Origin of the sequence: Rhodococcus sp. NPDC058532 (assembly GCF_042719255.1) — a bacterium.
Lineage (GTDB): Bacteria > Actinomycetota > Actinomycetes > Mycobacteriales > Mycobacteriaceae > Rhodococcus_G.
In genome coordinates this window covers 176027-188542 of the sequence record NZ_JBHXNU010000010.1, presented here as the reverse complement: position 1 = coordinate 188542, position 12516 = coordinate 176027, and the positions used below count along the sequence as shown (strand labels likewise).

13 protein-coding genes are annotated in these 12516 nt (G+C 71.4%); 12 read left to right on the top strand and 1 reads right to left on the bottom strand.

Annotated elements, in window-relative coordinates:
* The first annotated feature begins 149 nt into the window (after positions 1-149).
* From ACFWQG_RS14235 to ACFWQG_RS14210, 6 genes are all read left to right on the top strand, one after another.
* A complete protein-coding gene (locus ACFWQG_RS14235) occupies positions 150-1007 on the top strand; it encodes a thioesterase family protein (RefSeq protein ID WP_378508268.1) in 858 nt (285 codons plus the stop codon).
* A 42-nt stretch (positions 1008-1049) separates the two neighbouring features.
* The gene (gene proC / locus ACFWQG_RS14230) at positions 1050-1865 is read left to right on the top strand and encodes a pyrroline-5-carboxylate reductase (RefSeq protein WP_378508267.1); all 816 of its coding nucleotides are present in this window, start codon (positions 1050-1052) and stop codon (positions 1863-1865) included.
* A gap of 126 nt (positions 1866-1991) precedes the next feature.
* Complete coding sequence (locus ACFWQG_RS14225; protein ID WP_378508266.1) at positions 1992-2225, top strand: helix-turn-helix domain-containing protein; 234 nt, start codon at positions 1992-1994, stop codon at positions 2223-2225.
* Between the two features lie 192 nt (positions 2226-2417).
* Positions 2418-2519 (top strand): 30S ribosomal protein bS22, encoded by a 102-nt coding sequence (locus ACFWQG_RS14220; protein ID WP_003402602.1) that lies wholly within the window; start codon positions 2418-2420, stop codon positions 2517-2519.
* A gap of 246 nt (positions 2520-2765) precedes the next feature.
* On the top strand, positions 2766-3839 hold the full coding sequence (locus ACFWQG_RS14215) for an NAD-dependent epimerase/dehydratase family protein (RefSeq protein WP_378508265.1): 1074 nt from the start codon (positions 2766-2768) through the stop codon (positions 3837-3839).
* Entirely contained in the window at positions 3836-4858 is a 1023-nt protein-coding gene (locus ACFWQG_RS14210; protein ID WP_378508264.1) for a lysophospholipid acyltransferase family protein, read from the top strand. Before ACFWQG_RS14215 ends, ACFWQG_RS14210 begins: the two co-directional genes overlap by 4 nt.
* A gap of 1 nt (position 4859) precedes the next feature.
* Here ACFWQG_RS14210 and ACFWQG_RS14205 read toward each other — a convergent pair whose 3' ends face one another.
* On the bottom strand, positions 4860-5840 hold the full coding sequence (locus ACFWQG_RS14205; RefSeq protein WP_378508263.1) for an HAD family hydrolase: 981 nt from the start codon (positions 5838-5840) through the stop codon (positions 4860-4862).
* A gap of 139 nt (positions 5841-5979) precedes the next feature.
* On the opposite strand from ACFWQG_RS14205, the gene ACFWQG_RS14200 reads away from it, so the two are divergent.
* The 6 genes from ACFWQG_RS14200 (at position 5980) to hemB (ending at position 12413) form a co-directional block, all read left to right on the top strand.
* Positions 5980-6246 (top strand): glutaredoxin family protein, encoded by a 267-nt coding sequence (locus tag ACFWQG_RS14200; protein ID WP_378508262.1) that lies wholly within the window; start codon positions 5980-5982, stop codon positions 6244-6246.
* 151 nt (positions 6247-6397) lie between these two features.
* The gene (locus tag ACFWQG_RS14195) at positions 6398-7255 is read left to right on the top strand and encodes a redox-sensing transcriptional repressor Rex (protein ID WP_378508261.1); all 858 of its coding nucleotides are present in this window, start codon (positions 6398-6400) and stop codon (positions 7253-7255) included.
* Positions 7252-8670 carry a glutamyl-tRNA reductase gene (locus ACFWQG_RS14190; protein ID WP_378508260.1) on the top strand — a complete coding sequence of 473 codons (1419 nt, stop codon included), beginning with the start codon at positions 7252-7254 and terminating at the stop codon, positions 8668-8670. Before ACFWQG_RS14195 ends, ACFWQG_RS14190 begins: the two co-directional genes overlap by 4 nt.
* On the top strand, positions 8667-9662 hold the full coding sequence (hemC, locus tag ACFWQG_RS14185; protein ID WP_378508259.1) for a hydroxymethylbilane synthase: 996 nt from the start codon (positions 8667-8669) through the stop codon (positions 9660-9662). Before ACFWQG_RS14190 ends, hemC begins: the two co-directional genes overlap by 4 nt.
* A gap of 117 nt (positions 9663-9779) precedes the next feature.
* On the top strand, positions 9780-11351 hold the full coding sequence (locus ACFWQG_RS14180) for a uroporphyrinogen-III synthase (protein ID WP_378508258.1): 1572 nt from the start codon (positions 9780-9782) through the stop codon (positions 11349-11351).
* A gap of 78 nt (positions 11352-11429) precedes the next feature.
* A complete protein-coding gene (hemB, locus tag ACFWQG_RS14175) occupies positions 11430-12413 on the top strand; it encodes a porphobilinogen synthase (RefSeq protein ID WP_378508257.1) in 984 nt (327 codons plus the stop codon).
* Positions 12414-12516: the final 103 nt, after the last annotated feature.

The window sequence follows — 12516 nt, the reverse complement described above, 5'->3', positions numbered from 1 at the left end:
ACTTTGGGCGCGGTCTCGGGGTTCCACCCGCAAGAACCGCGGGGAGGACCCGGTGCCGCGAACGGTGTGGGGCTTCCACCCCCGGGGGGGGAAAATTCACGCACGGGCGCCGAAGGCGCTTCCCCGACCGATTCACGTAAGGACCGCAGATGACCGAGGTCAAGACCCTCACCTCCACCCGGCCGTTCACCGACCTCACCACCCTCACCCCGCTCGGCGACGGCGCGTTCGGCGCACACATCGACCCGATCTGGACGATCGGACCCAAGGTGCACGGCGGCTGCATGATGGCGGTGTGTGCGGCGGCCGCGCGGGACGCCGTCCGGGCCGAGGGCGGCGCCGCCGCCATGCAGCCGGTGGCGGTCAGCGCGAACTATCTCACCGCCCCCGACCCCGGCGACGTCCGCCTCGTCACCACCGTGCGCAAGCGCGGCCGCCAGGTCTGCCTGGTGGACGTGGATCTGCTGCAGGGCGACCGGATCGCGGTGTCGGCGTCGGTCACGCTCGGTGTGCCCGACGAGGCGGCGTCCCGGCACCGGGAGCCGCTCGCGATCGACGCGCTGCCCGCCGAGCCGACCGCGGCGGCGGCCCGGATCACCGCCGACCACCCGATGGCCGCGATCGTGCACGTCGCCAAGGGCTGCGAACTGCTGGTGGACCCGTCGGCCGCCCGGTTCCTTGCCGGGGAACTCGGCGACCCGGTGAACCGGATGTGGGCGCGGCCGCTCTCCGCGGACGAGGCCGACGCGGACACCGCCGCCCTGTTCGCGATCATGCTCGGTGACATCAGCGCGCCGGTGACGATGAACCGGGGCATGTTCGGGTGGGCACCGACCGTGCAGCTGACCACCTACCTCCGGCGTCGCCCTGCGCCCGGCTGGCTGCGGGTGATGGCCAGCGCACAGGTCATCGGCGAGGCCTGGTTCGAGGAGGACCACCTGGTCCTCGATTCCGCGGGGCAGGTGGTCGTGCAGAGCAGGCAGCTGGCGATGGTGCCGAGGGCCTGACCGGTCGCCGGCCCACGTTTCGCCCGTGGCAGGCTTGCGGTCATGACGAGAATCGCAGTGATCGGTGGCGGCCGGATCGGTGAGGCCCTGATCGCGGGACTGGTGAAGGCAGGCCACGCGCCGAAGGACCTCGTGGTCGCCGAGCAGCACCCGCCGCGCGCCCAGGAACTGGCGGGCCAGTACGGCATCCGGGCCACCACGGTCGCCGATGCCGCGGAGGGTGCGCACGTCGTGGTTGTCGCGGTCAAGCCCGCCGATGTCGATGCGGTGATGGTCGCGCTGAACAGCATCGACCTCGACGGCGACGTCGACCAGCTGATCGTCAGCCTCGCCGCCGGGATCCCGACGGCCCGGTACGAGAGCAGGCTGCCCGCCGGGTTCCCGGTGGTGCGGGTGATGCCGAACACCCCGATGCTTGTCGGTGAGGGGGTCAGCGCGATCGCGGCAGGCCGGTACGCGACCGCCGAGCATCTGGACACCGTCCGCGAGATCCTCGGTGCGGTCGGCAAGGTGGTCACCGTGTCCGAGCCGCAGCTCGACGCGGTCACCGCGGTCTCCGGGTCCGGGCCCGCGTACTTCTTCCTGGTGGCGGAGGCGATGATCGAGGGCGGCGTCGGGCTGGGGCTGACCAGGGCCGTCGCGACCGAGCTCGTCGTCCAGACCATGGTCGGGTCGGCCGCGATGCTGGACGGGGCGGGCAGCACCGCGAACGAGCTGAGGGCGGACGTCACCTCGCCCGGTGGCACGACGGCGGCCGCGATCCGGGAACTCGAGCGTGGGGGAGTCCGGACCGCGTTCAACGACGCGCTCGCGGCCGCGAAGCAGCGTTCGGCTGCGCTCGGTGCGGGCCCGGAATGAGATTCGATACCTCACACACGTCGCAGTAACCCCACGTGTCCCGTTAAGCTCGGATGCAGCACGTGCGTGTCTGTTCCGCCGGAGGGGAAGCCGGCGGCGCGACACGTGCCGGAGGTATGCAATCTGATGGTGTCGACAGACAAGCCAAAGGGTGCGGGCACGGACAAAGAGCCCGCCCTCGGCGGCACACAATTCCTCACCGTCGCCGAGGTGGCGGCGTTGATGCGAGTGTCGAAAATGACGGTGTACCGACTGGTGCACAGCGGGGAACTGCCCGCGGTGCGGGTCGGACGGTCGTTCCGGGTGCACGCGAAGGCGGTGCACGACTACCTGGAAACGTCCTACTTCGACGCCGGCTGACGAGTCCGGTTTCGGACGGCCCGCGGCGTCCCGGTACGATGACTTATCGTCGTGCCGGCCAGCCGGGTGTCGTCAGGCGCTGGGCTCGCGGATACGAGAGGCACAGCGCCAGGTCGGTTCGCGCCGACCAGAACGCACGTACGTCACCGGCGTGCGCAGGAACGCTAGAGAAGAACGTGAGGAACTCCCGCCATGGGTTCAGTGATCAAGAAGCGACGCAAGCGCATGTCGAAGAAGAAGCACCGCAAGCTGCTTCGCCGGACTCGCGTGCAGCGCCGGAAACTCGGTAAGTAGTCCGCTCGGTCTCCGAGCGGGCCAACGCCCGCGATGCCCGTCACCGTTCCGGTGGCGGGCATCGTGCATTTCCGGGTCCCGGACCGGCTCCGAGTTGGTCGTCCAACCAGATGACACGCGCCGGGGAATCCGACAAAACGCCAGGTGGACGGGGTGTTTCGGGCTCGTTAAGTTTTTGAGCGACTGCTCCCGGACCGGCTACGCTCGACGTGATCGATCGGTGACGGATTCGAGACACGGGCAGGGGTGGTCGTGGCAGGTGATCGTGGCGTGCAGTATCCGTCGGTGGTGCTGGTGACGGGGGCGAGTCGGTTCCTTGGCGGGTACCTGGTGTCGCGCCTGGCCCAGGATCCCGGCATCGACCGGGTCATCGCCGTCGACTCGCGGTCGCCGACCAAGGACATGCTGCGCCGGATGGGCCGGGCGGAGTTCGTCCGCGCCGACATCCGCAATCCGCTGATCGGCAAGGTGCTGCGCGGCGCCGGGGTGGACACGGTGGTGCACGCGTCGACCCTGGTGAAGCCGCCGAAGTCGGGCAGTCGCACCGCGATGAAGGACATGAACATCCTCGGCGCCATGCAACTGTTCGCCGCCTGTCAGAAGTCGCCGGACGTGCGGAAGGTGGTGGTGCGCTCCACGACCGCCGTCTACGGTTCCAGCGCGAAGGACCCGGCGAAGTTCAGCGAGGAGATGAGCGCTCGGCGTCCGCCCTCCGGCAGCTACGCGCGGGACAGCATCGAGATCGAGGGGTACGCCCGAGGCCTGGGACGGCGGCGCCCGGATCTCGCGGTCACGCTGCTGCGGATGGCGCCGCCGATCGGGCCCAACCTGCACGGTTCGATGTCGCGATACCTGCGGTCGCCGGTGGTGCCCACCATCCTCGGGCGGGACGCCCGGATGCAGTTGCTGCACGAGGAGGACGCGCTCGCCGCGCTCGAACGCGCGACGCTCGCCGGGCCTGCGGGCACCTTCAACGTCGCCGGTGACGGGGTGGTGACCCTGAGCCAGGCGATCCGTCGGGCGGGCGGGGTCGAGGTGCCGGTGCCGTTCCCGCTGCTCGGCACGCTCGGTCGGGTGCTGCCGGGGGCGGGCACCCGCGGCGTCACGCGGGAGCAACTCGACTATTTCCACTTCGGGTGCGGCGTCGACACCACCCGGATGCGCACCGAGCTCGGCTTCGACCCGCGACGGTCGACGCTGCAGGCCCTTGACGACATGCTCGCCGGTTCCGCGTCGAGACCGATCGTGAGCAGGGACTGGGTGCGGTCGGTGGAATCCACGGTTCAGCAGTTGGTCGGCGTCGGCGAGGGGGCACGATGAACGAGGTCGCCAAGGTCATTCCGCTGCGGGGGGACGCGGCGCGGACCGCCCGCGGGCAGATCCGGCGGGCCCGGCTCGAACCGTCACCGCCGACGCGGCTGTATCCGGCGGCTCCCGCCATGCACCCCGCCGCGGCGCCCGGGTCGCTGGCCGCGTCGATGCGCGACGCGGCGCGGGACCTGGTTGCGGATCAGGTGGTGGCGGTCGCCGAGTTCCTGCGCCGCAGGCTGACCGGCGACTACCAGGTCGACGACTTCGGTTTCGACCCGCACTTCGCCGAGAACGTGTGGCTGCCGCTGCTGCGTCCGATGTTCGACTCCTGGTTCCGGGTCGAGGTGCGCGGCGTCGAGAACATCCCCGACGAGGGCGGCGCGCTCGTCGTCGCGAACCACGCCGGGGTGGTCCCGATCGACGGGCTGATGACCTCGGTCGCGCTGTTCGACCATCATCCCGCGCGGCGGCCGCTGCGGATGCTCGCCGCCGACCTGGCGTTCGAGCTGCCGGTCGTCGGGAACGTCGCCCGCAAGGCGGGCCACACCCTCGCCTGCACCGCCGACGCGGAACGGTTGCTGCGCGGCGGGGAGGTCGCCGCGGTCTTCCCCGAGGGGTTCAAGGGCATCGGCAAACCGTTCAGCGAGCGCTACAAGCTGCAGCGGTTCGGCCGCGGCGGCTTCGTGTCGGCCGCGCTGCGGACCGGTGTCCCGATCGTGCCGTGCTCGATCGTCGGTTCCGAGGAGATCTACCCCAAGATCGGGGAGCTCAAGTCGCTCGCGCGACTGCTCGGCATGCCGTACTTCCCGGTCACGCCCCTGTTCCCGCATCTCGGTCCGCTCGGGCTGATCCCGTTGCCGTCGAAGTGGTACATCGAGTTCGGGGAACCGATCCGCACCGACACTTACGACATCGCCGACGCGGAGGATCCGATGGTGATGTTCGAGGTGACCGATCACGTGCGGGAGACGATCCAGCAGACGCTGTACCGGCTGCTCGCCCAGCGCCGCAACGTGTTCCTCGGCTAGGTCAGTGCTTCTTTCGGCTCGCGGCGGCGGCGAGGGCGCCGCCGATCGCGCCGAGGGCGAGCGCGGTGGGAACACCGACCTTCGCGGCCTTGCGGCCGGTCCGGTAGTCGCGGATCTCCCAGCCCCGGTTCCGCGCCACCTCCTTGAGGTCGGCGTCCGGGTTGATCGCGACGGCGGTGCCGACCAGTGACAGCATCGGGACGTCGTTGTGGCTGTCCGAATACGCGGTGCAGCGTTTGAGGTTCAGGCCCTCCCGGACCGCGAGGGTGCGCACCGCGTGCGCCTTGCCCGCGCCGTGCAGGATGTCGCCGACGAGCCTGCCGGTGAACCGGCCCTCCTCGGACTCGACGACGGTGCCGAGCGCGCCGGTGAGGCCGAGACGCTTCGCGATGACCTGAGCCAGCTCGACCGGGGTCGCGGTGACCAGCCACACCTGCTGGCCCGCGTCGAGGTGCATCTGCGCGAGCGCCCGGGTGCCCGGCCAAATCTTGTCGGCGATCAGCTGGTCGTAGATCTCCTCGCCGAGGCGGCTGAACTCCGCGGTCTCGCGGCCCGCGATGAACGCGAGCGCCTTCTCCTTGCCGGACGCGACGTCGTCGCTGTTCTCCTTGCCGGTCACCCGGAACTTGAGCTGCTGCCAGCCGAATCCGGCCATGTCCCCGAGGGAGATGTACTTGCGGGCGGCGAGCCCGCGGGCGAAGTGGATGATCGAGGCGCCCTGCACCATCGTGTTGTCGACGTCGAAGAAGGCCGCGGCGGTGAGATCCCTGGAGATCGCCGGTTCGCCCGCCGCGTCGGCCGCCCCAAGGTCGGCGGCCGATTCGGCCTCGTGCAGGGCGAGGGCGGCGTCGGCGCTGGCCTCACCCGCGAGATTGGCCCGCAGCTGCGAATCGGTGGGACCCAGCGGGTTGCGCCACCGGCGGCGCACGCGGGACCACCCGGCACCCGGTCTTGCACCGGTCGGCCCTGTCAGCCCAGGCACACGCACCTCCCGTGGTTGGCAATCCGGGGTAACCCTATCCCCAGCCCTGAGCGGGCACCGCGAAGACGGAGCCGCAGGCGCACCCCGTGTGATGTCCGTCTCCGGTCATCCGGGCCGTCGCGGTGGCAAGGTGGACGTCATGACGGCCTCGACCCACACCATCACCCTGCTGACCCGAGCCGGCTGCGGCTCGTGTGTCGTTGCTCACGACCGGTTGGTGCCGTTGTGTGAGGAATTCGGCATTCTCCTCGAAACCGTCGACGTCGACGAGGCGGCGGGCCGAGATCCGGAACTCCGCGCCGAGTATGGCGATCGTCTTCCGGTCGTGCTGTTGGACGGCCGCGAACACAGCTACTGGGAGGTCGACGAGGTTCGACTGCGTTCGGATTTGACAATCCGAGGGTGAAGGGCTCGCCCGGACATCCGGTCGCTGTGCAGGTCGCGGCCGGTTGAGCAACTTTGTGCAGGGCTTCACAAGCAGTTACCGTGGGTGAGAACGTCCCCCCGGATCAATGTGAACTCCGGTCGTGTGCATGGCCGGACGAGGAGCCACCGAAGTGAGCGAACAGCACCAGTCGCATGGGTTCTCCGCCCGTGGCGCCTCCGGGGCTGATTCGACCACCGCCGCTTCGACCACCGCCGCCGGTGCGGCAGCAGCTGAGACCGCCGCGCCGCGGGCCGAGGTGAAGGATCTGCCGCAGGCGACCGTCACCCGGCTCGCGACCTACCTGCGGGTGCTCGGCGTGATGACCGACGCGGGCACCCACATCGTGTCCAGCGAGGAACTCGCCACCGCCGCCGGCGTCGGCTCGTCCATGCTCCGCAAGGACCTGTCGTTCCTCGGCCCGAACGGGGTCCGCGGCGTCGGCTACGACGTGACCCGGCTGCGGGCCCGCATCGAGGCCGCGCTCGGACTCGACCAGGGGCACCGGGTGGTGCTGGTCGGGGTCGGGAACCTGGGGCAGGCGCTGGCCCGGTACGGCGGCTTCGGCCGCCGCGGCTTCACGATGGTTGGCCTGTTCGACAGCAGCCCGGACCGGATCGGCACCGAGATCGACGGCCTGATCGTGCGGGACGTCGCCGAACTCGAGGCGGCGTGCCGGGAACTCGAGGCGACGATCGGGGTCGTTGCCACCCCGGACGACGCCGCGCAGCGGGTGTGCGACGGCCTCGTCGACGCGGGCGTCCGGTGCATCCTCAGCTTCGCGTCGGCGCCGTTGGAGTTGCCCCCGCACGTGGAGATCCGCAGGGTGGATCTCGCGGTGGAGATGCAGGTGCTCTCCTTCCGCAGCGCCCGCAGGACCGACGGTGAGCATGCGGCCGTCGCGCTCGGGGGCGGGGCGCCGCGTCGCGCGGCCCGCTCGACTTCGAAAGACCTGGGATCGACAAGGAATGGATCGGTGATCGCACCGTGAGTGTTCTCCTGGTCGGGATTTCGCATCGCAGCGCTCCCGTCTCCGTCCTCGAGCGGGTTGCCGTCGCGGACACCGATCGGCCGAAGCTGATCGACAAGTTGCTTGCCTCCCCGCACGTCTCGGAGACGATGATCGTCTCGACGTGCAACCGGGTGGAGATCTACGCGGTCGTCGACGCCTTCCACGGCGCCCTCGCGGACGTCGGGGACGTGGTCGCCGCGCATTCCGGGCTCGACCTGAACGACTTCACCAAGCACGCCTACGTGCGGTACAGCGAGGCCGCGGCCGAGCACCTGTTCGCGGTCGCCAGCGGCCTGGACTCGATGGTGATCGGCGAGCAGCAGATCCTCGGCCAGATCCGGACCGCGTACGCGGTGTCCGACGCGCAGAACGCGGCCGGCCGGGTGCTGCACGAGCTGGCGCAGCAGGCACTGCGGGTCGGCAAGCGGGTGCACTCGGAGACCGGGATCGACCGCGCCGGTGCCTCCGTCGTGTCGGTGGCGCTGGACCGCGCGGGCTCGATCCTGGCCGCGGCGGATGCGACGGGCACCGGGTTGGCGGGCCGGACCGCGATGGTCGTCGGCGCCGGGTCGATGGGCGGGCTGTCCGTCGCGCACCTGACCAGGGCAGGCATCGGCCGGATCGTCGTCGCCAACCGCACCCGCGAACGCGCCGAGCGACTCGCCGACACCGTGCGCGCCGCTGGCGTCGCCGCCGACGTGGTTGCGCTGTCCGACCTGGCGCCCGCGCTGGCGGAGGCGGACGTGCTGGTCGCCTGCACCGGCGCGGTCGGCGCCGTCGTCACCCTCGCCGACGCCCACCTTGCGCTCGCCGCCCGCAACGCCGCGCAGCGCCCGCTGGTGATCTGCGACCTCGGGCTGCCGCGGGACGTCGAACCCGCGGTCGCCGGACTGCCGGGGGTGGCGCTGCTCGACATCGCGACGATGAAGGCGGACCCCGGCGCCGGTGCCGCGGCCGCGGACGCCGACGCCGCCCGCGAGATCGTCGCAGGCGAACTGGCCACCTATCTGGCCGGGCAGCGGCTCGCGGAGGTCACCCCGACGGTGACGGCGCTGCGGCAGCGCGCCGCCGAGGTGGTCGAGGGCGAACTGCTCCGACTCGAGTCGCGCCTGCCCGGCCTCGACGATCCGCAGCGCGACGAGGTGGCGCGCACGGTGCGCCGGGTGGTGGACAAGCTGCTGCATGCCCCGACCGTGCGGGTCAAGCAGCTCGCGACGACGCCGGGCGGCGACGCCTACGCGGCCGCGCTGCGCGAACTGTTCGAGCTGGCTCCGGGCAGCGCCCAGGCAGTCGCCTCGCCGATGGAGATCCGGGCAGTCGAACTCGCCGACAACGTCACCGCCGAACGGCGTGACGAGGACGCGGTGACGTGGTGGAAGGGAATGCAGGAATGAACGCGGCAGCACCCGTGGCGCCCGGTACCGAGGCGTCCCGCAGGACCCTGCGCATCGGTACCCGCGGCAGCCTGCTCGCCACCACCCAGGCCGGGACCGTTCGGGACGCGTTGATCGCGGCGGGGCATCCGGCGGAGCTGGTGGTCATCACGACGAAGGGCGACGTCACCGCCGGACCGGTGCAGCGCATCGGGGTCGGGGTCTTCGTCGCGGAACTGCGCGAGGCGCTGCTCGCTGGCGACGTCGACGTCGCGGTGCACTCGTACAAGGATCTGCCGACGGCGCAGCCCGCCGACCTGGTGGTCGCCGCGGTGCCGCCGCGGGAGGACCCGCGGGACGCGCTGGTCGCCCGCGACGGGCTGGTGCTCGGCGAGCTGCCGCCGGGGTCGAAGGTGGGGACGTCCGCGCCGCGCCGCCGCGCTCAACTGCGGGCGCTGGGCCTCGGACTGGACATCCAGCCGCTGCGCGGCAACATCGACACCCGGATCGGCAAGGTCGAGTCCGGTGAGCTGGACGCGATCGTGATCGCGCGCGCCGGGCTCTCGCGGATCGGGCGGCTGGACGTGATCACCGAGTCGCTGGAGCCGGTGCAGATGCTGCCCGCGCCGTCGCAGGGGGCGCTGGCCGTCGAATGCCGCGCGGACAACCCCGACCTGGTCGCGGTGCTTGCCGAACTCGACGACGCGGCCACCCGCGCCGCCGTCGTCGCCGAACGGGCGCTGCTGGCGGAACTCGAGGCCGGGTGCACCGCCCCGGTCGGCGCGATCGCCGAGGTCGTCGAGTCCCTCGACGACGACGGCAGGGTCATCGACGAGCTGTCGGTGCGCGGCTGCGCGGCCGCGGTGGACGGGTCGGATTCGATCCGCGCGTCCGCCGTCGGATCGCCCGACCGCGCCGAGGAGTTGGGGCGCGCGGTCGCCAGGGAACTCCTCGACCTCGGTGCGCGCGAGTTGATGGTGGCCGCCGAGAGGGACGGTGCCGCCGATGACTGACCCGACCCCGTGGCGGTCGAAACGGTGCGCGCGACCACCGCGCATCGACCCGCCCGCCACCGCCCCGACCGCACCACGCCCGAACACCGGCATTTTGAACGCACTGGAGAACAACCGATGAGCCGAGTCCGAAAGAACACCCCCGGACGGATCCTGTTCGTGGGATCGGGCCCTGGAGACCCCGCCCTGCTCACGGTCCGCGCCCGCGATGTCCTCGCCCATGCGACGCTCGCGTTCACCGACCCCGACGTCGACAAGGGGGTGACCGCGCTGGTCGGCACCGCGCTGCACGTCAAGGGCGTGGAGGAGGATCCGGAGCACCCGCTCTCGGAGGTGCGACCGGCACTCGGCGAGCCCGCCGAGGTCGCGAAGACCCTGGTGCACGAGGCGAAGGCCGGGCACGACGTGGTGCGCCTCGTCTCCGGCGACCCGCTGACCACCGACTCGGTGATCGCCGAGGTCAACGCCGTCGCCCGTACCCAGGTCGTGTTCGAGATCCTGCCGGGCCTGCCGTCCGGCTCGGCGGTGCCGAGCTACGCGGGCATGGCACTCGGGTCCGGGCACACGGAGGCCGACGTGCGCGGCGAGGTCGACTGGGCGGCGCTGGCCGCGGCGCCGGGGCCGCTGGTCCTGCACGCGGGTGCAACGCACCTGGCGGAGACGGCGAGCGCGCTCGTCGAACATGGCCTCGCCCCGCAGACCCCCGCCGCGATCACCGTGCGCGGCACCACCCGTCAGCAGCGCACCGTGGAGGCGACCCTCGCGACGCTGAACGAGGCGGGCTCGGAACTGGTCGGGTCGCTGATCGTCACGGTCGGCAAGGTCGTCACGCACCGCAACAAGATGTCGTGGTGGGAGTCGCGGGCCCTGTACGGCTGGACCGTGCTGGTGCCGCGGACCAAGGATCAGGCGGGCGACATGAGCGACCGGCTGGTCACCCACGGCGCCATCCCGATCGAGGTCCCGACGATCGCGGTCGAGCCGCCGCGCAGTCCCGCGCAGATGGAACGCGCGGTCAAGGGCCTGGTCGACGGCCGCTACCAGTGGGTGGTGTTCACCTCCACCAACGCGGTTCGCGCGGTGTGGGAGAAGTTCGAGGAGTTCGGGCTCGACGCCCGCGCGTTCTCCGGGGTGAAGATCGCGTGCGTCGGTCAGGCCACCGCGGACAAGGTGCGCAGCTTCGGGATCAACCCGGAACTGGTGCCCGCGGGGGAGCAGTCCTCCGAGGGGCTGTTGGCCGAGTTCGCCCCGTACGACGACGTCTTCGACCCGGTCAACCGGGTGCTGCTGCCGCGCGCGGACATCGCGACGGAAACCCTCGCCGAGGGGCTGCGGCAGCGCGGCTGGGAGATCGACGACGTCACCGCGTACCGGACCGTGCGGGCGGCGCCGCCGCCGGCCGAGACCCGCGAGATGATCAAGACCGGCGGCTTCGACGCGGTGTGCTTCACCTCCTCGTCGACGGTCCGGAACCTGGTCGGCATCGCCGGGAAGCCGCACGCGCGCACCATCGTCGCGTGTATCGGACCGAAGACCGCGGAGACCGCGATCGAGTTCGGCCTTCGGGTGGATGTGCAGCCGGAGACGGCACAGATCGGTCCGCTGGTCGAGGCGCTCGCCGAGCATGCGGCCCGACTCCGCGCCGAGGGTGCGCTGCCGCCGCCCCGCAAGAAGTCCCGCAGGCGATAGGCGCTACGCGCCCGTGAGTCCTTATGGCCCCGTCGCGGGCCAAAAGGGCTCACGGGCCCGACGAAGGAGGCACCTCCCTTGTTCCCGGCCGAACGACCCCGACGCCTGCGTGGCACCGCCGCGCTGCGTCGACTGGTCGCCGAAACCTCCCTGGAGCCACGGCATCTGGTGCTGCCGATGTTCGTGGCCGACGGTATCGACACGCCGCGGGAGATCTCGTCGATGCCCGGGGTGTACCAGCACACCCTGGACTCGCTGCGCGCCGCGGCGACCGAGGCGGTTGCCGCCGGGGTCGGTGGGCTGATGCTATTCGGGGTGCCGCGACCCGAGGACAAGGACGCGGAGGGGTCGGGCGCGATTGATCCCGACGGCATCCTCAACCGCGGACTGCGGGCGCTGCGGGACGAGCTCGGTGACGCCACCGTCCTGATGGCGGACACCTGCCTCGACGAGTTCACCTCGCACGGACACTGCGGTGTGCTGACCGCCGACGGCGGAGCTGGCACCGTCGACAACGATGCGACCCTGGCCCGGTACGTGGACATGGCAGTTGCGCAGGCGGAGTCGGGTGCACACCTGCTCGGCCCGAGCGGGATGATGGACGGCCAGGTCGCCGCGATCCGTGAGGGGCTCGACGCCGCCGGGCACCTCGACACCGGCATCCTGGCGTACGCGACGAAGTATGCGTCCGCGTTCTACGGTCCGTTCCGGGAGGCCGTCGGCTCCACCCTCGACGGTGACCGCCGCACCTATCAGCAGGATCCGGCGAACCGCCGCGAGTCCCTGCGTGAGGTGGACCTCGACCTAGAGGAGGGCGCCGACATCGTGATGGTCAAGCCAGCGATGAGCTATCTCGACGTGCTCCGCGAGGTCGCCGACATGTCGACGGTTCCCGTTGCCGCCTACCAGATCTCGGGCGAGTATTCGATGATCACCGCGGCCGCGGAGCGGGGTTGGATCGACCGGGACGCCGCGATCATGGAATCGCTGCTGAGCATCCGGCGGGCCGGTGCCGACATCGTGCTTACCTATTGGGCCAGCGACGTGGCGGGCCGGTTGTGACGGCCCCGGGATCGCCGCAGGGCCCGCCGCCGCAGGGCCCGCCGCCGCAGGGCCCGCCGCCGCCGGGCCCGCCGCCCGGTGCACCGTGGCCGCCCGCCCAGTA

What these genes read in the sequence shown, in the direction of transcription:
- ACFWQG_RS14235 (WP_378508268.1), top strand. Translation starts at nt 150, where the DNA reads ATGACCGAGGTCAAGACCCTCACCTCCACCCGGCCGTTCACCGACCTC.
- proC (WP_378508267.1), top strand. Translation starts at nt 1,050, where the DNA reads ATGACGAGAATCGCAGTGATCGGTGGCGGCCGGATCGGTGAGGCCCTG.
- ACFWQG_RS14225 (WP_378508266.1), top strand. Translation starts at nt 1,992, where the DNA reads ATGGTGTCGACAGACAAGCCAAAGGGTGCGGGCACGGACAAAGAGCCC.
- ACFWQG_RS14220 (WP_003402602.1), top strand. Translation starts at nt 2,418, where the DNA reads ATGGGTTCAGTGATCAAGAAGCGACGCAAGCGCATGTCGAAGAAGAAG.
- ACFWQG_RS14210 (WP_378508264.1), top strand. Translation starts at nt 3,836, where the DNA reads ATGAACGAGGTCGCCAAGGTCATTCCGCTGCGGGGGGACGCGGCGCGG.
- ACFWQG_RS14200 (WP_378508262.1), top strand. Translation starts at nt 5,980, where the DNA reads ATGACGGCCTCGACCCACACCATCACCCTGCTGACCCGAGCCGGCTGC.
- hemC (WP_378508259.1), top strand. Translation starts at nt 8,667, where the DNA reads ATGAACGCGGCAGCACCCGTGGCGCCCGGTACCGAGGCGTCCCGCAGG.
- ACFWQG_RS14180 (WP_378508258.1), top strand. Translation starts at nt 9,780, where the DNA reads ATGAGCCGAGTCCGAAAGAACACCCCCGGACGGATCCTGTTCGTGGGA.